This window comes from Streptomyces sp. DSM 118878 (assembly GCF_052936595.1).
This window is the reverse complement of the sequence record NZ_CP193622.1, coordinates 5,323,570-5,348,304: the sequence shown is the minus strand read 5'-3', so window position 1 is coordinate 5,348,304 and position 24,735 is coordinate 5,323,570. Positions and strand designations below refer to the sequence as shown.

General features: G+C 69.1%; 14 protein-coding genes and 3 rRNA genes. 2 read left to right on the top strand and 15 right to left on the bottom strand.

From position 1 onward, the window contains the following. Positions 1 to 40: 40 nt before the first annotated feature. The 4 genes from rrf to ACRAKF_RS23860 form a co-directional block, all read right to left on the bottom strand. Positions 41 to 157: ribosomal RNA gene (gene rrf, locus ACRAKF_RS23875) — 5S ribosomal RNA — on the bottom strand. 86 nt (positions 158 to 243) lie between these two features. Then, positions 244 to 3,367: ribosomal RNA gene (locus ACRAKF_RS23870) — 23S ribosomal RNA — on the bottom strand. Between the two features lie 317 nt (positions 3,368 to 3,684). Then, positions 3,685 to 5,210, bottom strand: a 16S ribosomal RNA gene (locus tag ACRAKF_RS23865). The 16S, 23S and 5S rRNA genes sit together here, the layout of an rRNA operon. Positions 5,211 to 5,813: 603 nt before the next feature. Then, the gene (locus tag ACRAKF_RS23860; RefSeq protein WP_447039423.1) at positions 5,814 to 6,821 is read right to left on the bottom strand and encodes a stage II sporulation protein M; all 1,008 of its coding nucleotides are present in this window, start codon (positions 6,819 to 6,821) and stop codon (positions 5,814 to 5,816) included. 87 nt (positions 6,822 to 6,908) lie between these two features. Here ACRAKF_RS23860 and ACRAKF_RS23855 point away from each other — a divergent pair, with 87 nt between their 5' ends. Next, the gene (locus ACRAKF_RS23855) at positions 6,909 to 7,844 is read left to right on the top strand and encodes an RDD family protein (RefSeq protein WP_447039422.1); all 936 of its coding nucleotides are present in this window, start codon (positions 6,909 to 6,911) and stop codon (positions 7,842 to 7,844) included. 27 nt (positions 7,845 to 7,871) lie between these two features. Here ACRAKF_RS23855 and ACRAKF_RS23850 read toward each other — a convergent pair whose 3' ends face one another. The 9 genes from ACRAKF_RS23850 to ACRAKF_RS23810 all read right to left on the bottom strand — a co-directional run bounded on the left by ACRAKF_RS23850 (position 7,872) and on the right by ACRAKF_RS23810 (position 18,431). After that, positions 7,872 to 8,486 (bottom strand): hypothetical protein, encoded by a 615-nt coding sequence (locus tag ACRAKF_RS23850; protein ID WP_447039421.1) that lies wholly within the window; start codon positions 8,484 to 8,486, stop codon positions 7,872 to 7,874. A 411-nt stretch (positions 8,487 to 8,897) separates the two neighbouring features. Then, entirely contained in the window at positions 8,898 to 10,355 is a 1,458-nt protein-coding gene (ahcY, locus tag ACRAKF_RS23845; RefSeq protein ID WP_447039419.1) for an adenosylhomocysteinase, read from the bottom strand. Between the two features lie 245 nt (positions 10,356 to 10,600). Beyond that, entirely contained in the window at positions 10,601 to 11,560 is a 960-nt protein-coding gene (locus ACRAKF_RS23840) for a cation diffusion facilitator family transporter (protein WP_447039418.1), read from the bottom strand. Between the two features lie 111 nt (positions 11,561 to 11,671). After that, entirely contained in the window at positions 11,672 to 12,823 is a 1,152-nt protein-coding gene (gene manA, locus ACRAKF_RS23835) for a mannose-6-phosphate isomerase, class I (protein WP_447039416.1), read from the bottom strand. A 76-nt stretch (positions 12,824 to 12,899) separates the two neighbouring features. After that, positions 12,900 to 14,099 (bottom strand): SIS domain-containing protein, encoded by a 1,200-nt coding sequence (locus ACRAKF_RS23830; protein ID WP_447039414.1) that lies wholly within the window; start codon positions 14,097 to 14,099, stop codon positions 12,900 to 12,902. A 272-nt stretch (positions 14,100 to 14,371) separates the two neighbouring features. Continuing rightward, entirely contained in the window at positions 14,372 to 14,548 is a 177-nt protein-coding gene (locus ACRAKF_RS23825; protein ID WP_447039413.1) for a Trm112 family protein, read from the bottom strand. Positions 14,549 to 14,736: 188 nt separating this feature from the next. Then, complete coding sequence (locus ACRAKF_RS23820) at positions 14,737 to 16,101, bottom strand: phosphomannomutase/phosphoglucomutase (protein WP_447039412.1); 1,365 nt, start codon at positions 16,099 to 16,101, stop codon at positions 14,737 to 14,739. Between the two features lie 157 nt (positions 16,102 to 16,258). Beyond that, on the bottom strand, positions 16,259 to 17,875 hold the full coding sequence (locus ACRAKF_RS23815) for an L-lactate permease (protein ID WP_447039411.1): 1,617 nt from the start codon (positions 17,873 to 17,875) through the stop codon (positions 16,259 to 16,261). 184 nt (positions 17,876 to 18,059) lie between these two features. Next, positions 18,060 to 18,431, bottom strand: coding sequence for a DUF3499 domain-containing protein (locus ACRAKF_RS23810; RefSeq protein ID WP_447039410.1), 372 nt, complete (start codon positions 18,429 to 18,431; stop codon positions 18,060 to 18,062). A gap of 310 nt (positions 18,432 to 18,741) precedes the next feature. On the opposite strand from ACRAKF_RS23810, the gene ACRAKF_RS23805 reads away from it, so the two are divergent. After that, the gene (locus ACRAKF_RS23805; protein WP_447039409.1) at positions 18,742 to 19,248 is read left to right on the top strand and encodes a metallopeptidase family protein; all 507 of its coding nucleotides are present in this window, start codon (positions 18,742 to 18,744) and stop codon (positions 19,246 to 19,248) included. 49 nt (positions 19,249 to 19,297) lie between these two features. Here the strand turns inward: ACRAKF_RS23805 and ACRAKF_RS23800 are convergent, their stop codons facing one another. Both ACRAKF_RS23800 and ACRAKF_RS23795 read right to left on the bottom strand, forming a co-directional pair. Next, positions 19,298 to 20,797 carry a DUF5719 family protein gene (locus tag ACRAKF_RS23800; RefSeq protein WP_447039408.1) on the bottom strand — a complete coding sequence of 500 codons (1,500 nt, stop codon included), beginning with the start codon at positions 20,795 to 20,797 and terminating at the stop codon, positions 19,298 to 19,300. Then, on the bottom strand, positions 20,794 to 24,567 hold the full coding sequence (locus ACRAKF_RS23795) for a glycosyltransferase (protein WP_447039407.1): 3,774 nt from the start codon (positions 24,565 to 24,567) through the stop codon (positions 20,794 to 20,796). The genes ACRAKF_RS23800 and ACRAKF_RS23795 overlap by 4 nt, the downstream gene beginning before the upstream one ends. Positions 24,568 to 24,735: the final 168 nt, after the last annotated feature.

Genomic DNA, 24,735 nt, shown 5'->3' with positions numbered 1-24,735 from the left:
AACCCCCGCACCACAGGTGCGGGGGTTTCCCTTAAAAGGAGTTCGGCGGCGTCCTACTCTCCCACAGGGTCCCCCCTGCAGTACCATCGGCGCTATGAGGCTTAGCTTCCGGGTTCGGAATGTAACCGGGCGTTTCCCTCATGCTATGACCACCGAAACACTATGAAACTGACAACCGCACCGCCATGTGGCATGACGGGGTTGTTCGTGGTTTCAGAACCAACACAGTGGACGCGAGCAACTGAGGACAAGCCCTCGGCCTATTAGTACCAGTCACCTCCACCCGTTACCGGGCTTCCAGATCTGGCCTATCAACCCAGTCGTCTACTGGGAGCCTTAACCCCTCAAAGGGGGTGGGAATACTCATCTCGAAGCAGGCTTCCCGCTTAGATGCTTTCAGCGGTTATCCTTTCCGAACGTAGCCAACCAGCCATGCCCTTGGCAGGACAACTGGCACACCAGAGGTTCGTCCGTCCCGGTCCTCTCGTACTAGGGACAGCCCTTCTCAATATTCCTACGCGCACAGAGGATAGGGACCGAACTGTCTCACGACGTTCTAAACCCAGCTCGCGTACCGCTTTAATGGGCGAACAGCCCAACCCTTGGGACCGACTCCAGCCCCAGGATGCGACGAGCCGACATCGAGGTGCCAAACCATCCCGTCGATATGGACTCTTGGGGAAGATCAGCCTGTTATCCCCGGGGTACCTTTTATCCGTTGAGCGACGGCGCTTCCACAAGCCACCGCCGGATCACTAGTCCCGACTTTCGTCCCTGCTCGACCCGTCGGTCTCACAGTCAAGCTCCCTTGTGCACTTACACTCAACACCTGATTACCAACCAGGCTGAGGGAACCTTTGGGCGCCTCCGTTACTCTTTAGGAGGCAACCGCCCCAGTTAAACTACCCATCAGACACTGTCCCTGATCCGGATCACGGACCGAGGTTAGACATCCAGCACGACCAGAGTGGTATTTCAACGGCGACTCCACGAACACTGGCGTGCCCGCTTCAAAGTCTCCCACCTATCCTACACAAGCCGAACCGAACACCAATATCAAACTATAGTAAAGGTCCCGGGGTCTTTCCGTCCTTCTGCGCGAAACGAGCATCTTTACTCGTAGTGCAATTTCACCGGGCCTATGGTTGAGACAGTCGAGAAGTCGTTACGCCATTCGTGCAGGTCGGAACTTACCCGACAAGGAATTTCGCTACCTTAGGATGGTTATAGTTACCACCGCCGTTTACTGGCGCTTAAGTTCTCAGCTTCGCACGCCCGAAAGCGCACTAACCGGTCCCCTTAACGTTCCAGCACCGGGCAGGCGTCAGTCCGTATACATCGCCTTACGGCTTCGCACGGACCTGTGTTTTTAGTAAACAGTCGCTTCTCGCTGGTCTCTGCGGCCACCCCCAGCTCAGAGTGCAAGACTCATCACCGGTGATGGCCCCCCTTCTCCCGAAGTTACGGGGGCATTTTGCCGAGTTCCTTAACCATAGTTCACCCGAACGCCTCGGTATTCTCTACCTGACCACCTGAGTCGGTTTAGGGTACGGGCCGCCATGAAACTCGCTAGAGGCTTTTCTCGACAGCATAGGATCATCCACTTCACCACAATCGGCTCGGCATCAGGTCTCAGCCTTAATGTGCGACGGATTTACCTATCACACGGCCTACACCCTTACCCCGGGACTACCATCGCCCGGGCTGGACTACCTTCCTGCGTCACCCCATCACTCACCTACTACCACCTTGGGTCGGCGGCTCCACCACTTCCCTTTGCCCGAAGGCTCCAGGACGGCTTCACGGCCTTAGCATTAATGGGCTCGATGTTTGACGCTTCACAGCGGGTACCGGAATATCAACCGGTTATCCATCGACTACGCCTGTCGGCCTCGCCTTAGGTCCCGACTTACCCTGGGCAGATCAGCTTGACCCAGGAACCCTTAGTCAATCGGCGCACACGTTTCTCACGTATGTATCGCTACTCATGCCTGCATTCTCACTCGTGAACCGTCCACCACTAGCTTCCGCTGCAGCTTCACCCGGCACACGACGCTCCCCTACCCATCACAGCGGGCGTTGGCCCTATAGCTGCAATGACACGACTTCGGCGGTACGCTTGAGCCCCGCTACATTGTCGGCGCGGAATCACTAGACCAGTGAGCTATTACGCACTCTTTCAAGGGTGGCTGCTTCTAAGCCAACCTCCTGGTTGTCTGTGCGACTCCACATCCTTTCCCACTTAGCGTACGCTTAGGGGCCTTAGTCGATGCTCTGGGCTGTTTCCCTCTCGACCATGGAGCTTATCCCCCACAGTCTCACTGCCGTGCTCTCACTTACCGGCATTCGGAGTTTGGCTAAGGTCAGTAACCCGGTAGGGCCCATCGCCTATCCAGTGCTCTACCTCCGGCAAGAAACACACGACGCTGCACCTAAATGCATTTCGGGGAGAACCAGCTATCACGGAGTTTGATTGGCCTTTCACCCCTAACCACAGGTCATCCCCCAGGTTTTCAACCCTGGTGGGTTCGGTCCTCCACGACCTCTTACAGCCGCTTCAACCTGCCCATGGCTAGATCACTCCGCTTCGGGTCTTGAGCGCGCTACTAAATCGCCCTATTCGGACTCGCTTTCGCTACGGCTTCCCCACACGGGTTAACCTCGCAACACACCGCAAACTCGCAGGCTCATTCTTCAAAAGGCACGCAGTCACGACGCACCAAGCAAGCTTGATGCGCGACGCTCCCACGGCTTGTAGGCACACGGTTTCAGGTACTATTTCACTCCGCTCCCGCGGTACTTTTCACCATTCCCTCACGGTACTATCCGCTATCGGTCACCAGGGAATATTTAGGCTTAACGGGTGGTCCCGCCAGATTCACACGGGATTTCTCGGGCCCCGTGCTACTTGGGTGTCTCTCAAACGAGCCGTTGATGTTTCGACTACGGGGGTCTTACCCTCTACGCCGGACCTTTCGCATGTCCTTCGTCTACACCAACGGTTTCTGACTCGCCTCACAGCCGGCAGACTGTGAAAGAGAGATCCCACAACCCCGCACACGCAACCCCTGCCGGGTATCACACGTATACGGTTTGGCCTCATCCGGTTTCGCTCGCCACTACTCCCGGAATCACGGTTGTTTTCTCTTCCTGCGGGTACTGAGATGTTTCACTTCCCCGCGTTCCCTCCACACTGCCTATGTGTTCAGCAGTGGGTGACAGCCCATGACGACTGCCGGGTTTCCCCATTCGGAAACCCCCGGATCAAAGCCTGGTTGACGACTCCCCGGGGACTATCGTGGCCTCCCACGTCCTTCATCGGTTCCTGGTGCCAAGGCATCCACCGTGCGCCCTTAAAAACTTGGCCACAGATGCTCGCGTCCACTGTGCAGTTCTCAAACAACGACCAACCACCCATCACAGCCCGCCGAAGCAGACTTTCACTGGGGTCGGCATCCCGAAGGACAGGCTCAAACAAGCCCGTACCCTCAGATACCCAACAGCGTGCCCGACCCGGTCCCGTCCGAAGATCATGCTTTCCACGCCCCGAAGAGCAGTACTTGCAGCCTCCGACCCGTGAACACCGGTCGAATAGTCAACGTTCCACCCATGAGCAACCAGCATCAGACGTTCGCTGATGGACTGGCCTCTGACCGAGCGGACTCGGTAAGAAGTGCTCCTTAGAAAGGAGGTGATCCAGCCGCACCTTCCGGTACGGCTACCTTGTTACGACTTCGTCCCAATCGCCAGTCCCACCTTCGACAGCTCCCTCCCACAAGGGGTTGGGCCACCGGCTTCGGGTGTTACCGACTTTCGTGACGTGACGGGCGGTGTGTACAAGGCCCGGGAACGTATTCACCGCAGCAATGCTGATCTGCGATTACTAGCAACTCCGACTTCATGGGGTCGAGTTGCAGACCCCAATCCGAACTGAGACAGGCTTTTTGAGATTCGCTCCGCCTTGCGGCTTCGCAGCTCATTGTACCTGCCATTGTAGCACGTGTGCAGCCCAAGACATAAGGGGCATGATGACTTGACGTCGTCCCCACCTTCCTCCGAGTTGACCCCGGCAGTCTCCTGTGAGTCCCCATCACCCCGAAGGGCATGCTGGCAACACAGAACAAGGGTTGCGCTCGTTGCGGGACTTAACCCAACATCTCACGACACGAGCTGACGACAGCCATGCACCACCTGTATACCGACCACAAGGGGGGCACCATCTCTGATGCTTTCCGGTATATGTCAAGCCTTGGTAAGGTTCTTCGCGTTGCGTCGAATTAAGCCACATGCTCCGCTGCTTGTGCGGGCCCCCGTCAATTCCTTTGAGTTTTAGCCTTGCGGCCGTACTCCCCAGGCGGGGAACTTAATGCGTTAGCTGCGGCACCGACGACGTGGAATGTCGCCAACACCTAGTTCCCACCGTTTACGGCGTGGACTACCAGGGTATCTAATCCTGTTCGCTCCCCACGCTTTCGCTCCTCAGCGTCAGTAATGGCCCAGAGATCCGCCTTCGCCACCGGTGTTCCTCCTGATATCTGCGCATTTCACCGCTACACCAGGAATTCCGATCTCCCCTACCACACTCTAGCCTGCCCGTATCGACTGCAGACCCGGGGTTAAGCCCCGGGCTTTCACAACCGACGTGACAAGCCGCCTACGAGCTCTTTACGCCCAATAATTCCGGACAACGCTTGCGCCCTACGTATTACCGCGGCTGCTGGCACGTAGTTAGCCGGCGCTTCTTCTGCAGGTACCGTCACTCTCGCTTCTTCCCTGCTGAAAGAGGTTTACAACCCGAAGGCCGTCATCCCTCACGCGGCGTCGCTGCATCAGGCTTTCGCCCATTGTGCAATATTCCCCACTGCTGCCTCCCGTAGGAGTCTGGGCCGTGTCTCAGTCCCAGTGTGGCCGGTCGCCCTCTCAGGCCGGCTACCCGTCGTCGCCTTGGTGAGCTTCTACCTCACCAACTAGCTGATAGGCCGCGGGCTCATCCTTCACCGCCGGAGCTTTCAACCCTCTCCCATGCGAGAGACGGTATTATCCGGTATTAGACCCCGTTTCCAGGGCTTGTCCCAGAGTGAAGGGCAGATTGCCCACGTGTTACTCACCCGTTCGCCACTAATCCACCCCGAAGGGCTTCATCGTTCGACTTGCATGTGTTAAGCACGCCGCCAGCGTTCGTCCTGAGCCAGGATCAAACTCTCCGTGAATGTTTTCCCGTAATCGGGATGAACACCACGAGAGCGGAACCAAGGAGAGGAATAATCTCCCGGTTCACAGCGTCCTCGCTGTGTCGCCTGCACGAACAAATGCCGTACAGGACTTTTTCAAAGGAACCTCAACTCACCGAAGTGAGCCGGGGTATCAACATATCTGGCGTTGACTTTTGGCACGCTGTTGAGTTCTCAAGGAACGGACACTTCCTTTGTACTCACCGCAGACATTGTCTGGGGCTTTCCTCCGGGCGCTTCCCTTCGGTGTTTCTTTTGTTCTTGCGTTTCCAACTCTACCAGATCCGTTTTCCGTTCCGTTTCCGGTTCGGATTTCATTTCCGGTGGCCGTTGGAGGGCCTTTGCCTTTCGGCTGATCCGACTTTATCAGAAGTTTTCGGCCGGTCTTACCGGCTGAGATTTCCGAATGATCGGGGCGGCTTCTCGATCAATGAAATTCAAGAAGCAGGCAGATACTAACTGCCGCCGCTGGATCTTGTCCAGCTCTAGGCAACTGTTCGAATCTACCTCCCTGGATCCTCCGTGTCAACGGTTTTTCCGGGGCGAAGAGGACACTAGCAGCTCCGTGGGGCGTGACGCACATCAGGCCGCGGTGGGGGCCGACGCGCTGCGGTCCGTCCGGTCCAGATCTCCGGTTTCGCCCGCGCGTGCCGCTCGCCCGCCCAGCACGTAGACGTACGCCAGGAAGGCCAGCTCGGCGGCGATTCCGATGGCGATGCGAGCCCAGGTGGGCAGGCCCGAGGGCGTGACGAAGCCTTCGATGGCGCCGGACACGAAGAGGACCAGCGCCAGACCGATGGCCATGCCCAGGGCCGCGCGCCCCTCCTCCGCGAGGGCGGTACGACGGCTGCGCATGCCGGGGTCGATGAGCGTCCACCCCAGGCGGAGACCCGTGCCGGCGGCCACGAAGACCGCTGTCAGTTCCAGGAGACCGTGTGGCAGGACGAGGCCGAGGAACGTGTCGAGCCGGCCTGCCGACGACATCAGACCGGCGCCCACCCCGAGGTTGAGCATGTTCTGGAAGAGGATCCACAGGACCGGGAAGCACAGGAAGCCGCCCAGCACGAGGCACATGGCGGCGGCTTGGGCGTTGTTCGTCCAGACCTGCGCGGCGAAGGAGGCCGCCGGGTGGCTCGAGTAGTACGTCTCGTACTGACCCCCCGGTCTGGTGAGTTCCCGCAGCTCGGCGGGGGCCGCGATCGACGACTGCACCTCGGGGTGGGTACCGATCCACCAGCCGATGACCGCCGCGAGGGCCGTCGAGAGCAGTGCGGTGGGGACCCACCAGTGGCGAGCACGGTAGACCGCTGCGGGGAAGCCCTGGGTCAGGAAACGGGTCACGTCCCGCCACGAGGCGCGGCGCGTGCCCGTCACCGTGGCACGCGCGCGTGCCACCAGATTCGTCAGGCGCCCGGTGAGTTGCGGATCAGGTGCGCTGGACTGGATCAGGGAGAGGTGGGTGGCAGTGCGCTGGTAGAGGGCGACGAGTTCGTCGACCTCGGTCCCCGAGAGCTTGCGTTGGCGGCGCAGCAGGGCGTCCAGGCGGTCCCACTCGGCTCGGTGGGCGGTCACGAAGACGTCGAGGTCCATGGATGCCTGCTCCTCGTACTGCGGCGCGTGGTCGCTCAGCTTGGCAGACTGGTCAGTCCTACGGCAGGGCGGGGAAGGGCGGCAGTCGTGAGTGAGCTTGTGACAGGTGAGGCGGTGGCGCTGGAGTTGCGTCCGGCGAAGCTGCCCAGCCGGGCGTTGGCCCTGGTGATCGATCTGGCCGTGGCGTGGGCCGTCTACCTGGCGGTGACCCTCACGATCGTCGCTTCTACGGCTTCCCTGGATGACGCGGCGGCTGCCGCGGTCGCGGTCGCCAGTTTCCTTCTCGTTCTCGTCGGCATTCCCATCGCTGTGGAGACGCTCAGTCATGGGCGGTCGCTCGGGAAGCTGGCGTGCGGGCTGCGGGTGGTGCGGGACGACGGTGGGCCGATCCGGTTCCGGCATGCGCTGGTGCGGGGAGCCGTGGGGGTCGTCGAAATCCTGATGACGTTCGGGGTCGTCGCGTGCATCGCGTCGCTGGTGTCGGCGCGTGGGCGACGGCTCGGGGATGTCTTCGCGGGCACTTTGGTCGTACGTGAGCGGGTTCCCGCGGGGCGGGCGGGTTCTGTTCCTCCTCCGCCGCCCTGGCTCGCTGGACGGTTCGCCGGCGTCGATCTGTCCGGTGTCCCGGAGGAACTGTGGCTGTCGATTCGCCAGTACCTGACCCGCATGGGGCAGCTCGACCCGCAGGTGGGCTGGGCGATGGCGGAGCGGCTGGCGGGCGGGCTGGCCGCGCGGACGGGTGCGCCGGTGCCGCCGGACGTGCCGCCGCCCGCGTATCTGGCCGCCGTCGTGCAGGAGCGGCAGGCGCGGGACACTCAGCGAGCCTTCGGCGTGACGGCTGGGTCTGTCGAAGCCGCCGGTGCCGCTGGGGGTGGCGGTGCCGGTGGTGGTGCTGTGCAGGCGTCATGGCCCGCGCCTGTTCACCCGTCCCAGCAGCACGCGCCCGCCGGGAGCCCTGTGGCCCCGCCTGGCGAGGGCGCGGGGGCGGGCGGTCCCGCCACGGGGTTCGTGCCGCCTGCCTGACGTTCGGGTCGGTGCGGGCGCGGAGCGTCAGGTGAAGGTGGACGGCGGGGTTTCGAGGTGTTCGAGCTCGATGCCGGGGGCCGCGAGAACCACGTCGCCGGCGATGTGGACCGCGTGCTGCTCACCGGTGTCCAGGGCTGTGACCTGGTACTCGTCCACGGTCAGAGGGCCGTTGTCAGTGGGGTGTGCTTCGCTCTTCAGCAGGGCCCAGGACTGGTCGAGAGTGCGGGGGGCGAGGACCGGGTCCGTGAAGGCGACCAGGCGGACGCGGGTCGCGGGGGAAGCGGGGGCGAGGCGCAGCAGCCTGGCCGTCGCGATGAGGAAGGCGGGGGATGTGCCGGTGAAGGCGTGGGCGGGGGCGCTGTCCTCGGTGGCGTGTGCGTGGGTGGGGTCGGTGCGGACCCAGGTGACGCCGTTGAGGGCGGCGGCGCGGACCTGCCAGTCGCCCGCGTGGAGTTCGAGGCGGATGGGGCGGCCGCGGTCGTCGATCGCGAGGTCGACGGAGCCTGCCTGGGGGTTTGTGGGGGTGGTGCGTTGCGAGACGTAGCGCCAGCCCGAGGGGCCGGGCGCGCAGTGGAAGTGTTCTTCACCGAGGGGGGTGTGATCGTGCACGTCATGGAGCGAATATCGGCCGCGGGGCATGGGCTTGGGTCCTCGGTCGGGTGGGGCGGATCTGTTCCGTGCGGGTCTGATCGGGAAAGGCTCGCGCGGCCCTGATCGGGGCGTGCCCGCTCGGGTCTGATCGGACGGGTCTGGTCGGGCGGGTCTGGTCGGGCGGGTCCGGGCCAGGGTACGGAGCAGGCCCCCGCCGGGGGCGAGGGCCTGCTGATGCGTACGGGCCGTTCTGATGCGTACTGGCCGTTCAGATGCGCACGGCCGTTGGCCCAGTCACTGATCACGGGTCACTGGTGACCGGTCACCGGCGACCGGCGACCCGTGACAGGCGACCGGCTGCGGCTGGTCCGCGGTGCGGTGGCCGCCTCCGGAGGCGGCTGTCCCGCGACCCGCGGCGGGCCGTCGGCGACGGTGGCCGACCGGCGGCCCGCAGGACCGTCAGTAGCGGTAGTGGTCGGACTTGTACGGGCCCTCGACCTGGACGCCGATGTACGAGGCCTGCTCGGGGCGGAGCGTCGTGAGCTTCACGCCGAGCGAGTCGAGGTGGAGTCGGGCGACCTTCTCGTCCAGGTGCTTGGGGAGCACGTAGACGTCGATCGGGTACTCCTCCTGCTTGGTGTACAGCTCGATCTGGGCCAGCGTCTGGTCCGCGAACGAGTTGGACATGACGAAGGAGGGGTGACCGGTCGCGTTGCCCAGGTTGAGCAGGCGGCCCTCGGACAGCACGATCAGGACCTTGCCGTCGGGGAAGGTCCAGGTGTGGACCTGCGGCTTGACCTCGTCCTTGACGATGCCCGGGATGGCCGCCAGGCCGGCCATGTCGATCTCGTTGTCGAAGTGACCGATGTTGCCGACGATCGCCTGGTGCTTCATCTTGGCCATGTCCGAGGCCATGATGATGTCCTTGTTGCCGGTCGTGGTGACGAAGATGTCGGCCTTGTCGACGACCTCGTCGAGCGTCGTGACCTGGTAGCCGTCCATCGCCGCCTGCAGTGCGCAGATCGGGTCGATCTCGGTGATGATCACGCGGGCGCCCTGGCCGCGCAGGGACTCCGCGCAGCCCTTGCCCACGTCGCCGTAGCCGCAGACGACGGCGGTCTTGCCGCCGATCAGGACGTCGGTGGCGCGGTTGATGCCGTCGATGAGGGAGTGGCGGCAGCCGTACTTGTTGTCGAACTTCGACTTCGTCACGGCGTCGTTCACGTTGATCGCCGGGAAGAGGAGGGTGCCGTCACGCTGCATCTCGTAGAGCCGGTGGACGCCGGTGGTGGTCTCCTCGGTCACGCCGCGGATCTCCGAGGCGAGCTGGGTCCACTTCTGCGAGCCCTCGCTGATGGTGCGGTTGAGGAGCTGCAGGACGACGCGGTGCTCGTCGTTCTCGGCGGTCTCGACGGCAGGGACCTTGCCGTCCTTCTCGTACCGGACGCCGTTGTGGACCAGGAGCGTGGCGTCGCCGCCGTCGTCCAGGATCATGTTCGGGCCGCCGGTGGGGGTGTTCGGCCAGGTCAGCGCCTGCTCCGTGCACCACCAGTACTCCTCCAGGGTCTCGCCCTTCCAGGCGAAGACCGGTACACCCTGGGGGTCGTCCGGCGTGCCGTTCGGGCCGACCGCGATGGCGGCCGCGGCGTGGTCCTGGGTGGAGAAGATGTTGCAGGAGGCCCAGCGGACCTCGGCGCCGAGGGCGACCAGGGTCTCGATGAGCACGGCGGTCTGCACGGTCATGTGCAGGGAGCCGGTGACGCGGGCGCCGGCGAGCGGCTGCGCGGCGGCGTACTCCTTGCGGATCGACATCAGGCCGGGCATCTCGTGCTCGGCGAGCGTGATCTCCTTGCGGCCGAACGCGGCGAGGGAGAGGTCGGCGACCTTGAAGTCCTGGCCGTTGATGGCAGTGGTCATGTGTGAGCTGCTCCTCGTGAAGGGGTCGAGGGATGGGCATGGCTGATCTGCGGCGTCGGGTACAAGGGTGCACCGGCGCGCAGCGCAGTCCGTCGGAGGCCCTCTCTCCCTCGGCCGGTCCGTGCGAGGACCGCCCGACCGCCATCAGCAGCGACGTCTGGCTCGGTCACAAAGCTACACCGGTCGACCCCGTGAGCCCCAGCCCGCCTCCGGGGTCGGTGGGCTGCCGGCGGCCGGGAGCCGGCTCAGTGTGTGCTGGGCGACTTCGCCGGGTTTTCGTCGGCGGCGGCTGCGCTCTCGCTGTAGATGTCGGGCTCCAGGTAGATCACGCGGGCGATCGGGACCGCGATGCGGATGCGCTCCTCCGCCGCGTTGATGGCGGCGGCGACCTCGGCGGCCGTGTCCTCGTGCTGGACGGCGATCTTGGCGGCGACGAGAAGTTCCTCGGGGCCGAGGTGGAGCGTGCGCATGTGGATGACCTTGGTGACGGTGTCGCCGTCGACCAGGGCCTTCTCGATCTTGGTGACCTCCTCGGTGCCGGCGGCCTCGCCGAGCAGCAGCGACTTGGTCTCCGCGGCCAGGATGATCGCGATCAGGATGAGCAGGACACCGATGCAGAGGGTGCCGATGCCGTCCCAGATGCCGTCGCCCGTGGCCAGGGCGAGGCAGACGCCGCCGAGGGCGAGGACCAGGCCGACCAGCGCGCCGAGGTCCTCAAGGAGAACGACGGGCAGCTCGGGGGCCTTGGCGCGGCGGACGAACTGCGTCCAGGAGAGCTTGCCGCGCGTCTGGTTGGACTCCTTGATGGCGGTCCGGAAGGAGAAGCTTTCCGCGATGATCGCGAACACCAGGACCCCGACGGGCCAGTACCAGTGCTCCAGCTCGTGCGGGTGCTTGATCTTCTCGTAGCCCTCGTAGATCGCGAACATGCCGCCGACCGAGAAGAGGACGATCGAGACGAGGAAGGCGTAGATGTACCGCTCACGGCCGTAGCCGAAGGGGTGCTGCGGGGTCGCCTCGCGCTGCGCCTTCTTGCCGCCGAGGAGCAGCAGTCCCTGGTTGCCGGAGTCGGCGAGGGAGTGGACGCTCTCGGCGAGCATCGACGAGGAGCCGCTGAAGATGAACGCGACGAACTTCGCCACCGCGATCGCGAGGTTCGCGACGAGTGCCGCGACGATCGCCTTTGTTCCGCCTGACGCGCTCATGTGTGCCCGGGTTCCCTTCGCCTTCGTACGTACTCGGCCGTTGGCTGCGGGCAGTGCTCCGCCCGGCCTTCGCGGTGGGTCATTGTTGCAGCACGAGGGAGTGCCGGTGCGTCAGGCCACCACAGAGGCACGGAAAAGCGTGCCGGTTCCGGACACTTCGGCCTTCTCGCCCGCGGGGACGAACGCGGACTGGCCGGGCGTCAGGGTCAGTTCGCCGACGCGGGCGGAGCCCGCCGCGCAGAGCAGGATCTGCGGGGTCGTGGCGGTGAGGTCGTGCCGGGCCGCGCCCTCGGGCAGGACGTACCGGGAGAGGCGGAACTCGTCGATCGGCGTCTCGTAGACCTCCTCGCCATCGGGGGCGGCCTCTGGGCGCAGGACGCCGGGGTCGGTGGGCTCGAAGCGGACGATGCGCAGGAGCTCGGGGACGTCGACGTGCTTGGGGGTCAGGCCGCAGCGCAGGACGTTGTCGGAGTTGGCCATGATCTCGACGCCGAGGCCGTCGAGGTAGGCGTGCGGGACGCCGGCGCCCAGGAACAGGGCCTCGCCCGGCTCCAGTCGTACGTGGTTGAGGAGCATCGCGGCGATGACGCCGGGGTCGCCGGGGTAGTGGTGGGCGATGCCGGCGTAGGGGGCGTAGGCGCCGCCGAGGCGTCGGGCGGCGGCCGTGACCTCGGTGACGGTCTCGGCCATCTCCCGGGGGTCGGCGGTCAGTACGGCCGTCAGGACCTCGCGCAGGGCGGCGTCCTCGGGGTGGGCGCGCAGCAGGTCGACGTACGGCTTGAGGGAGTCGACGCCCAGGCCTTCGAGGAGGTCCGCGGTGTCCGCGGGGGCCCGGAATCCGCACAGGCCGTCGAACGGCGTGAGGGCGCAGATCAGTTCGGGCTTGTGGTTGGCGTCCTTGTAGTTGCGGTGCGGGGCGTCGATCGGGACGCCGCGGCGCTCCTCGTCCGCGTACCCCTCCTTGGCCTGTGCGAGGTCGGGGTGGACCTGGAGGGAGAGCGGGGCGCCCGCGGCGAGGAGCTTGAGCAGGAAGGGCAGGCGGGGGCCGAACTTGTCGGCCGCGGCCTTGCCGAGCTCGCCCTCCGGGTCGGCGTCGATGACCTCGTTGAGCGGGCCGCGCGCGGTGCGCGAGGGCGCGCCCGGGTGGGCGCCCATCCACATCTCGGCCTGCGGTTCGCCGCTCGGCTCGGCGCCGATGAGCTGCGCGATGGCGGTGGTGGAACCCCAGGCGTAGGGGCGAATGGTGTTGGTGAGGCGGTCCACGGAGGGGCTCTCCCTTACGTACGTGAAGGCTGGGCTGCGGGGTCGACCGGTGGCGGCACGGCGCTGGACCGCAGGGTCATGATCGGGGGCTGTCGGCGAGCGACAGGTAAACGGCGGCGAAATCCGTGATGCCGATCAGGTCGGCGAGGGCGTCGAGCTCGTCGCCGTCCTCCGGTTCGAGCTCGCTGAGGGCGACGTCGTGGCCGTGGGCCAGTTCGCGGGCGGCGGGGGCCGCGGTGAGGCCGCCGGCGTCCACGGGGCGGTCGCGGAGCAGCACCACGCGCGCGCGAAGGGCCGCCGGGTCGTCGACGCGGTCACGGAAGAAGTCGTCGGTGTCGTCGCCGCCGGCGGGGTTGCCCGCGAGGAGGGCGCCGTGGGCGGGCAGCGCCTCGGGCAGCTCGGCGGCGAGCGCGGCGTGCCCGGCCAGCTCGGCGAGGGTGGCGGCGAAGCGGCGGCCCGCGATGTTCGCGGTCGCGCCCTCGGTCCAGATCAGCGGGAGGGCGTCGGCCAGCTCGGTGGCGAGTGTCTTGGCGGGGTTGCTGTACGTCGCGATGGCGGGGCCGCAGCGTTCGGCGACGCGGTCGAGGCGGTCGGCGAGCTTGTGCAGGGCGTCGGCCGGGGCGGCGGTGAGGCCCGTGCGGTCCATGAGCACGAGGAGCGGGACGAGGAGCGCCCACAGGGTGCCGGGGGCGCCGGGGGCGGCTTCGTCCTCGACCCGGCGTGACTCGTACGAGACGGCTGCCCGCGCGGCCTCGTCGTGCGCGCCCTCGTAGGCGCCGTAGGGCGAGGTCGCCATGGGGACGGTGAGGCCGTGGCTGCCCTCCACGCTCTCGGCGATCGGGGTGCGGGCGGGGGCGACCGCGACGACCGTGCAGCCGCGGCGGTACGCCTGCTCGGCGAGGAGCGAGAGGCCCGGCTCGGAACCGTCGGGGGTGGCGATGAGCAGCAGGTCCACCGGTCCCACCCAGCCGGGCAGCGTCCAGCGCAGGGCGCCCGCGGCGGGGGCGACGCCGGTCGGGGCGAGGCGGATGACGGGGCAGCCGGCGCTGACGAGGCCGTCGAGGACGTTGGCCACGCAGACGGCGGCGGTGCCGGGGCCCGCGATCAGGATGGCGCGGGGGCGGCCGTCGGGCTTGAGTTCCGTGAGCCCGGCCTCGGTGGCGTGGCGGATGGCGGTGCGGACGCGGGCGCCTGACTCCGCGGCGCCGCGCAGCAGCCCGCGGCGGTCGGCGCGGGCCAGCGCCTCCGGGTCATCCAGCAGCGACTCGTCGAGCATGGGTCAGGCCTCCGATCGCCGTGCACGGCTTCCTGCACGGAGCGTTGTCGTGCGGGGCGCGTACGCCGGTACGTGGAGTGGCCGGCGCTCCCCCGCGCGGTGCGGTGCGTCACGAGGCACGTGCGCCGTTCCGTTCGAGCGGCGGCGGGCGCTCAGCGCTTCCTGGGCGACGCGCGTTCCGGGCGGGGCGCTTGTGCCGTACGCGAGATGGTTCCGTACGCGGATTCCCGTGCTGTTACGCGGGTTCCGTGCTGCTACGCGGGTTCCGTGCGTTACGCGGGGCGGCGGGCCTCGTCGACCAGGAGGACGGGGATGCCGTCGCGGATCGGGTAGGCGAGGCCGCACTCCTTGGCGTCCGCCGTGCAGACCAGCTCGGTCTCCGTCTCGTTGAGAGGGGCGTGGCAGGCCGGGCAGGCGAGGATCTCCAGGAGGCCGGCTTCGAGCGCCATGGGGTGGGTCCCTTCGAGCTGATGTGGTGGGTTCTCGCGGTCCTGCGGTACGGGTTGCGCGGGCAGGGCGCGGCCTGGTCAGCCTACCTCCGTGCGGGGCGGGCCGCGGGGGCGGACCGGCGCGCCCCCGCGGCCGTCGCCGCCCCTCACGGGGACGCGGACCCGAAGCCGTCCAGCCGGGCAACCGTCTAGCCGCGGATGATCGCCAGCGCCTCGTCGCGGACCTTCGTCATCGTGGCCTCGTCCCGTGCCTCGACGTTGAGCCGCAGCAGGGGCTCGGTGTTGGAGGCGCGGACGTTGAACCACCAGTCGGCGGCGGTCACCGTCAGGCCGTCCAGCTCGTCCAGGGTCACGCCGTCCTGCCCGTCGTACGCCGTCTTGATCGCGGCGAGGCGGGCGGTCTGGTCGTCGACCGTGGAGTTGATCTCCCCGGAGCCCGCGTACCGGTCGTACTGCTGGACCAGCGCGGAGAGCGTGCCGTCCTGGCCGCCGAGGGCCGCGAGGACGTGGAGGGCGGCGAGCATGCCCGTGTCCGCGTTCCAGAAGTCCTTGAAGTAGTAGTGCGCGGAGTGCTCGCCGCCGAAGATGGCACCGGTCCTGGCCATCTCCCCCTTGATGAAGGAGTGGCCCACGCGCGTGCGCACGGGCGTGCCGCCGTTCTCCTTGACGACCTCCGGGACGGACCAGGAGGTGATCAGGTTGTGGATGACCGTGCCCTTGCCGCCGTGGCGGGCCAGCTCGCGGGAGGCGACCAGGGCGGTGATGGCCGAGGGGGAGACCGGGGCGCCGTTCTCGTCGACCACGAAGCAGCGGTCCGCGTCGCCGTCGAAGGCGATGCCGATGTCGGCGCCCTCCGCGCGCACACGCTCCTGGAGGTCCACGATGTTCGCCGGGTCCAGCGGGTTCGCCTCGTGGTTGGGGAACGTGCCGTCCAGTTCGAAGTACATCGGGACGACGTCGAGCGGCAGGCCCTCGAAGACGGTGGGGACGGTGTGCCCGCCCATGCCGTTGCCCGCGTCGACCACGACCTTCAGGGGGCGGATGGCGGTCAGGTCGACGAGGCCGCGCAGGTGCGCCGCGTAGTCCGTCAACGTGTCGCGCCGCGTGAGAGTGCCCGCGCTCGCCGCGTCCTCGGGGGCGCCGGAGTCGAGCCAGCCCTCCACCAGGGCGCGGATCTCACCGAGGCCGGTGTCCTGGCCCACGGGGGCGGCACCCGCGCGGCACATCTTGATGCCGTTGTACTGCGCGGGGTTGTGCGAGGCGGTGAACATCGCGCCCGGCAGGTTCAGCGCGCCCGAGGCGTAGTACAGCTGGTCGGTGGAGCAGAGGCCGATCTCCGTGACGTCCACGCCGCGGGCCGCCGCGCCGCGCGCGAAGGCCCGCGAGAGGCCCGGCGACGAGGGGCGCATGTCGTGGCCGACCACGATCGCGTCCGCCGACGTGACCTGTGCGAAAGCCGCCCCGAACAGCTCGGCCATCGTCTCGTCCCACTGATCCGGGACCACCCCGCGGACGTCGTACGCCTTCACGATCTGGGACAGATCAGCAGTCACGGCCAACCCTCTCTGGAGACTCTCTGGAGATCCTGCGAACTCAACGGTCCCGGGAGCCGCCTGGCACCCCGGGAGTCACGTCAATCCTTCCCCACGTCGGTGACCCCACGTCGGGCATCCCAAACTACCCGCAACGACCGACAACGAACTGCGCCACTCACGGCAGCATCCAGCCGAGGACCACCGTGCTCTGGCCGACCACGATCAGGCACATGACCAGGAGCAGTCCGAGGCTCCACGGCAGCACCTTGCGCAGCAGATCGCCCTCCTTGCCGGCGAGTCCGACGGCGGCGCACGCGATCGTCAGGTTCTGCGGGGAGATCATCTTGCCGAGGACGCCGCCGGAGCTGTTGGCGGACGCCAGGAGCTCCGGTGAGAGCCCGGACTGCTCGGCCGCCGTCACCTGGAGCGCGCCGAAGAGGGCGTTGGCCGAGGTGTCGGAGCCCGTCACCGCCACGCCGAACCAGCCGAGCACCGGCGAGAGGAAGGCGAGGCCCGCGCCGGCGGCGGCCACGTAGTGCCCGATCGTGGCCGCCTGCCCGGAGAGGTTCATGACGTAGGCGAGGGCCAGCACGGACGTCACGGTGAGGATCGCGAAGCGCAACTCGTGGACGGTTGCCGCCCACTCGCGCACCGCCACGCGCGCGTGCACGCCGATGACGGCCGCCGTGGCCACGCCCGCGAGCAGCACGAGCGTCCCGCCGGTCGCCATCAGGGGCAGCGAGAAGACGTTGCCGCCGACCGGGTCCCCGGAGGGGTCGGCGACGTCCAGGAAGGGCCAGTCGAAGGTCCGCGTCGCCTTGCCGAGGAGATCCTTCACGGCCGGGATCTGGGCGAGCGAGAAGACCATGACGATGAGGGCGTACGGGGCGTAGGCGCGCAGCACCTCGGGGCGCGGGTCGTCGTGGTCGAGGTCCTCGCTGCGGGCGCCGGTGAGGACCGCCGCGCGGACGGGCTCGGCGGCAGGCCTGCGCGCGTGCGGCACGGCCACCAGGGCGCCCGCGCCGAGCAGGGCGGCCCCGATGTCGGCGAGCTGGGCGGAGACGTAGTTGGAGGCCGCGAACTGGGCGGCGGCGAACGCGAAGCCGCAGGCCAGCGCGGGCACCCAGGTCTCGCGGAGCCCGCGGCGCCCGTCCACGAGCCACACCAGGAGCAGCGGTACGACCAGGGCGAGCAGCGGGGTCTGGCGGCCGACGACGGTGGCGACGGTGTCCAGCGGCAGGCCCGTCACCTGGGCCAGCGTCACCACGGGGGTGCCCATGGCGCCGAAGGCCACGGGCGCGGTGTTCGCGACGAGGGCGACGACGGCGGCGCGCACCGGGTCGAAGCCGAGGGCGACGAGCATGACGGAACAGATCGCCACGGGCGCCCCGAAGCCGGCGAGCGCCTCCAGGAGCGCCCCGAAGCAGAAGGCCACCACGAGCGCCTGGATGCGGGGGTCGTCGGAGAGGCGGCCGAAGGAGCGGCGCAGGATGTCGAAGTGCCGGGTGCGGACCGTCATGCGGTACACCCACAGGGCGTTGACGACGATCCACAGGATGGGGAAGAGGCCGAAGAGGGCGCCCTGTGCGGCGCTGGAGGCGGTCTGGCCGAGCGGCATCCCGTACGCGAGCCAGGCGACGACGACGGCGACCGCGAGCCCGATGAGACCCGCGCGGTGGGCCTTCATGCGGACGGCGCCGAGCAGGACGAGGACGGTCAGGAGGGGCAGGGTCGCGACGAGGGCGGACAGGCCGAGCGAGTCGGCGACGGGCTCCAGTTGCTGGACGAACAAGTGACGCCTCCCGGGCTGTGGGTGGCGAAATCGTCGTTGCGGCGGTGAACGGGCGTCAACGCGTGGGACGGAGAAGATCCAGTGAAGGCGCCGTTCCGCGGGGCGGGCTGCGAGGCCGGCCACGAGTGCGGTGACCCGTCACGAGTCCTGAGACCGTGCGCGTGTCAGGCAGCCCGCGGTTCCGTCAGGAGTCCGGGGAGCGCAGCACCCTCAGGTGGCCCCGGCGGGCGACCTCCATGGGGTCCGCGGCGCGTGGGCCGCCGCCCTCGGCGGCCCGGTCCTGCGGGCGCGCGGCCTCGCGTACGGCGTTGGCGAGCGCTTCGAGGTCGTCGCCCGAGGGGCGCGTCGGGCCGGAGGCGTGGGCGAGCCGGACGACCTCCCAGCCGCGGGGCGCGGTCAGGCGCTCGGAGTGCTCGGCACACAGGTCGTAGCAGTGGGGTTCGGCGTAGGTGGCGAGGGGGCCGAGGACCGCGGTCGAGTCGGCGTAGACGTACGTCAGCGTCGCGACGGCGGGACGGCCGCAAGCGGTGCGCGAACAGCGACGTACAGGGCTCACAGCGTTGGACGGTACCGCACTCTTGAGCGGGCCGCGACGACTCTCGACGACGTCACCCCACCGTGTCGTGTCGTACTCCTGGGCCGGGAGTGACGCGGGGGCACCTCGTTGACCTGCGGGGACGCCAGTGACAGCAGGGGCGGGTGGTGTTGAATCCGGTCACCACTTGGCCTGAAACGAGTCATTTGGCACGGGCTGGACGGTCGCGGAGAGATACGGAATCGAGTCCAAGTCCGGCATGATCGGTCAGGAAGCGACATGCCGCGCTCCGTACGGAAAGGGCGATCTCGAGGACTACGCTGCGTCAGTGATGGACGACCCTGTACAGACCCCCTCCGGAGAACCGAGGCCCCGCCGTCGCGACCGCCACGGCAGGGGCATGCGCGGCCCCGTGGCACCGCCGCAGGTACCGCTCTCGGCGAGCCGCGCCGAGACCTTCGCGGACCTCGTGCAGGACTCCGTGGAGCGTCTTGAGCGGCGCTGGCCGCAGCTCGCGGAGATCGACTTCCTCGTACTGGAGGTACCACCCCTCGGCGGCCCCGGCGGCCCCGGAGGCCCCGGCGGCCCCGGCGGACCCGGCGGACCCGGCGGCCCGGACGGAGAGTGGCTCGACGAGGTCGTACCGCTGGGCGGCACCATCACGGCGGCCGACGGGCAGCCCGCCCGCGTGGTGATCTACCGCCGCCCGGTGGAGATCCGCACCAAGGGACGCGACGAGCGCGCGGCCCTGGTCCACGAGGTGGTCGTCGAACAGGTGGCCGACCTGCTCGGCCTCTCCCCCGAGTCGGTCGACCCGCGCTACGGGGACGAGGACTGAGTCGACCCGCGCCAGAGGGACGAGGACCGACGGCCGCGCCCCTCCCGGCTCACTTCTGAAGCACCGACAGGTCCCGCTCCGCCTCGGGCACCAGGACGGTCCCCCGGTCGTCCGGCAGCGTCTGGACGGTGAACATGGGGATGCCGTTCTCGGGCAGGGCCAGCATCCGCGAGCCGTGGACCGGGCCACCGGAGACCGTCTCGACCGTGAGGGCGTACGTGCCCTTCAGGCCCTGCGGCTTCGGCGGGTCGACCTCCAGGGTCGTGCCGCCCTTGACCGTGTACGTCTTCGTGGCCGGTGAGCCGCCCTCGGTGCCGGCCGAAGCGGTCACCTTCACCTTCGCCGTCTCCTCGGGGGCCACCAGGGAGAGCGTCGATCCCTTGGCGCGGTTGTCGGCGACCGTCGACCGCGCGGCGATCGGCGCGGTCGCCGGGATGAACGCCGTCTCCTGACGGCTGCCCTTGCCGCGGGTGACGCGCAGGGCGGCCACCACGGGCACCGCCTTGTCGGTCGGCGAGAGCAGCAGCGAACCGGCCTCTCCCTTGGTGAGGTCATCAAGGTCGACGGCGGCCGTCATGCCGCCCTTGACGTGCAGGGTCTCGTGTCCGGCCGGGGTGATGGTGCCGGTCGGCGAGGCGAGCTGGATCTTCAGGTCCGCGTCCTCGGAGCCGGGCGCGAAGGCCACGAGGCGCACCGAGGTGGCGTCCTTCGGGATGCCGGGCAGGACCGCGCCGCTCGCCGGGTCGGCCGCCGCGGGCAGCCAGTCGCCGCCGAGCTTCTCGTCGGAGGACTGCACGGCCGCCGCGATCCGGCCGCTGCGCGCGGTCACGTGCATCGTGAGGTTCGGATACGCCTTGTCGGCGAGCGTGGAGAGCAGCACTGGGATGCTGGAGTGCGGCTGGACCTGGATGTTCTCGCCCACCTCGGAGGTGACCGCGCCGTCCGGGCCGAACAGCTCGACGTCGACGACGGCCGCGGAGTCGTCCGGGTTCGTCAGGTGGATGTAATCGCTGCGGTCCTTGGCCGAGCTGGCGCCGGGGAACCAGAAGTCGGTGTCGGGTGCGGTGCAGTTGGTGCCCTGGGCGCCGCGACCGCTGCCCGCCGCGTACGTGGTGGTCTGCTGGACGGTCCAGCCGGGGGCGAGCGGGCCGTCGGCGGTGCCGATGAGCGCGGGCGACTCGGCGCCGGACTGCTCGCCGCCGACCGCCTCGCCCTGCTTCTTCTGGGTCAGGAAGGGCTTGGTGTCCTTGCCCTCGCTGTCCTGCTCGGGGGCGTCCGTGAGCTGCTTGTGGACCGGTACGAGCTCCGCCTTGCCCGTGCCCTCGGTGCCGCTCGACTTCGGGGTGTACGCGGTGTACGTCGTCTCGGCCAGGTCGGAGCCGCTGGGCACCGGGCAGAGCAGGCTGGTCCGCTCGACGGGCAGCCGCGTGGCGGCCTTCGCCTTGTCGTCGTCCGCGCCGCCGGTGCCGGTGCCGGTCGACGCGGCGTACCCGGTGACGGCGCCGAGGGCGACGACCACGGCGATGAGGGACTGGGTGGTGCGGTTCACTGCTGGCTCCCGTCGGGGCGCTCACTGTCGGTGCCGTGGGGCGGCTGCGGGGGCGGGGGCGGCATCGGAGGGGTCATCGGAGGGGGCATCGAAGGCCGCTGCTGCCCGTACGGGTCCTCGTGGGCACCGTCGTACTGCTGTCCGCCGCCGTACTGCTGGGCGCCGCCGTAGAGACCGTTCGACCCGCCGCCGTACGAGGCGTAGGGGTCGTACTGGCCGTTCTGGTCGTACTGGCCGTGCTGGCCGTGCTGGCCGTTCTGGCCGTTCTGGCCGTTCCGGTAGCCCTCTTGCCCGCCTTGGTAGGTCTCCGGCTCCGGCTGATAGGGCTCGGGCTGATAGGGCTCCGGCTGATAGGTCTCCGGCTGGTACGCGTCCGCCTGGTGGGCCTGCTGTTCGTACGCCCCGGGTGCGTACTGGCCGCCCTGGTAATGCTGTTGGGGCACCACGGCGGAGGGCTCCTGCGCGGGCGGAGGCGGTACGTCCTGGCCGGGCTCCTGCGCCGCCTGCTCGCTCTGGGCCCGCAGCCTGCGCGCCCTGCGGCCCTCGCCCTCGACCGCCTGGGCGGGGATCACGGGCTCCTCGGGCAGGTCGTCGTCGACGTCACGGCGGCGTCCCGGCAGGGCGAGCACGACGAGGACGACGGCGAACACGCCCTGCGCCCACAGCCAGGCGGTGTGGCTGATCGGCACGTCATAGGTGACGTCGAGCCGGCCGCCGGCGGTGGGCAGTTCGAAGCCCTGGGCCCAGCCGTCCAGGGTGGTCCGGGTGAGCGGGCGGCCGTCGAGGGTCGCCGTCCAGCCGGGGGCGGCCGAGTCGGCGAGCCGCAGCACGCGGCCCGGATCGCCCGAGGGGATCTTCGTGTGCAGTTCCACGGGCCCCGCGGCGACGGGCTCGGGGTCGCCCTCCTTCGGGACGATGGCGGCGCGGGAGACCTGCCGGTCCACGCGCCACAGGGCGCTGCCGTCCTCCTGGCTGAGCCGGGTCAGGCCGGGCGTCGCGTCCAGGGTGCGGCTCATCTGCCGGGGCGCGCCTTCGCGTACGAGGACATAGCGCACGGCGAAACCGCCGAGCTGGTCGGCCTGGTCGGCGCCGGAGCCCGCGACGAGGCGGGCGACGGTCCTGTCCAGCTTGTCGTCGGCACCGGCCGCCGCGGCCAGTTCGGCGTCGCCGAGCCGGGCGCCCGAACCGCGGGCCAGCGTGTACGACACCTCGGCGGCCGACTCGCTGTCGAGCACGAGGGTGCGGGCCTGGTCCTGGGTGCCGCTCTCCTCGGCGACGAACGCCGGCACCTGCACCGGGTCGCGCCGCTCCAGCGGACCGTCGGCGCCGCGGATCATCCATCCGGCGGCGACGAGCAGGGGTCCGGCCGCCGCGGCGAACGCGATGAGCGCGGCCACCGGCTGGCGCCAGCCGAAGCTCTGCTCGGCGACACGCGCGCGTGCCCCGTCGGCGCCGAGCGCGGCGGCGGCGAGGAGCGCGATGCCGTAGGCCAGGGTGGCGGGTCCGGCCCAGGCCGAGCTGTTCGACAGGGCGGCGAAGACCAGCGAGACCAGGGCGGCGCACCAGGCGGTGCGGACCGCGAGCTGCCGTTCGGTGCGGAGCAGGGCGCCGAGCGCGGCGAGGAGGATGCCGATGAGCAGCAGTCCGTCCACGGTGCCGGGGCCGCCGGGGCTGGCGCCGAGCAGGTCCCGCGCGGTCGCGGAGCCGGTGCCGAACTCCAGGCCGGTCTCCGCGAAGAAGCCGAAGGGCAGCAGCGAGAGCGACCAGGGCGCGAGGACGAGCAGCGGGGTGCCGAGCGCGGCGATGAAACGCAGTCCGTAGGCCGTGATGTCGCCGCGGCGCACCACGAGGAGCCCGAGGCCGAGCACCAGGGCGATCGGCCAGACGACCGGCGTGAAGGCCGTGGTGAGGGTCAGCAGCAGTGTGTACGCCCAGGTGGCGCGCCAGGTGCCGCGGGCGTCACCCGACTTCGCGAGGCCGCTCGCGGCGATGCCCGCACGCGCCATGAGCGGCAGCAGGACGGCGAGGACCGCGGTGCCGATCCGCCCGCCCGCGAGCGCGCCCGTGGCGGCGGGCAGGAGGGCGTAGGCGACGGAGGCCCAGGCGCGCAGCAGCCGCGAGGTGACGAGCGGTCGGGAGGCGAAGTACGCGGCGAAGCCCGCCAGCGGCACCGAGGCGACGAGCAGCACGGTGACGGCGAGCCCGGTGGAGCCGAGGAGGAGCGAGGAGAGGGCCGCGACGAGCGCGAGGTAGGGAGGCGCGGACTGGGTGCCGCCCGTGCCGACGGCGTGCCAGCCGTCCAGATAGCGCGCCCACAGCTCCGAGGAGTCGGCGGGCGCGGGCAGCAGGGCGCCGCCCGCGAGGGCGCCGCTGCCGAGCAGGGCGCGGCAGGCGATGAGCGAGACGAACAGCAGGACGACGAAGAGCATCGGTCCCGGTTTGCGGGCGATGCGCTTGAGGCGGGCGAACTGCTCGATCTCCAGGAAGTCGGCGTCGTCCCCGCCGGGTCCGGACTCGACGACGCCGTGCCGTCCCGCGCCCGCGGGCGCTTCGGCGTCCGAGCTGCCGAAGAGGCTTCCCGCGGTCTGTTCGACCGTGGCCCGCACGGTCGCGCCCGGCGGCGGGAACAGGGCCCGCATCTCGCCGGCGTCCAGCGCGGACCTGCCGCGCTGCTTGCGGGCGTTCAGGATCCGCCCGGGCCGCAGGAGCGTGGTCAACAGGCCCGTGATCTCGTCGAGGGCCTGTCCGGGGGCCTTGCCGACGAGGTACACGAACGTGCGCAGGAGCGTGCCGAGCACGATTCTGACGAGCACCCAGGGCAGCACGGCGGGGCGGGCGTTGGCGAGCAGGGTGTAGGCGGCGCCCGCCTTGTCCACGCGGTGCGGCGACGTCGCGGTGCGGCCGACGCAGTCGACGGTGCGGCGCTCGCGCGAGGAGGCCTCGGCATGCCGCACGACGGCGTCGGGGGCGACCAGGACGCGGTGGCCCGCGGCGTGCGCGCGCCAGCACAGGTCGACGTCGTCGCGCATCAGCGGCAGGCGGCGGTCGAAGCCGCCGAGCTGTTCGTACACGTCCCGGCGGATCAGCATGCCCGCGGTGGAGACGGAGAGGACGGGCCGGACGTGGTCGTGCTGGCCCTGGTCCTGCTCGCGCCGGTCGAGGCCGGTCCAGCGGCGGCCGCTGTTGGCGATGGAGACGCCGACCTCCAGGAGCTGCCTGCGGTCGTACCAGCCGCGGAGCTTGGGGCCGACGACGGCGACGTCCTTGCCGAGCTCGCGTTCGTTCTCCACGGCGCGCAGCAGTTCGGCGAGGGCCTCGGGCTCGGGCGCGCAGTCGTCGTGCAGCAGCCAGAGCCACTGCACCGGCTCGCCGTGCGGCAGTTCGGGCAGGTCGTAGGCGTCGTCGCGCCAGGATCTGGTGACCGGGTCCCAGCCGCTGGGCCGCTTCAGGTACGGCAGCTCCTCGGGGGTCAGCACCCGGGCGGCGCGGACGGCTTCCTCGACGGCGGTGCCGAAGCCGGAGCGCCGGGCGAGGTGCAGCACGTGGTCGGGGCCGAGGGCCTCGGTGACGAGGCGGGCGGAGTCGTCCGCGCTGCCGGTGTCGGCGGCCACGGCATGCTGGACGGGCCGCTCCTGGCCGAGCAGCCCGGCCAGGGCGTCGGGCAGCCAGCGCGCGCCGTCGTGGGTGACCAGGACGGCGGTCACGACGTGCCGCGGGAACTCAGGGGCGGCAGCGTCGTGGTGGGCTGCCGGATGGCTGTGCACGGACATCGAGGTACGGGCCCCGGTTCGATGGACTGCGGTAAACGCCTGCGCCCTGCGGGGGCGCCGGGGCGTCTCGGACGGGGCCCCACACTAACGGCTGACAACAGGACGGCCCGCCGCCTGTGGATAACCCCAGGGTGGCGGGCCGTTGGTCATGGATTGTTTGATGACAGA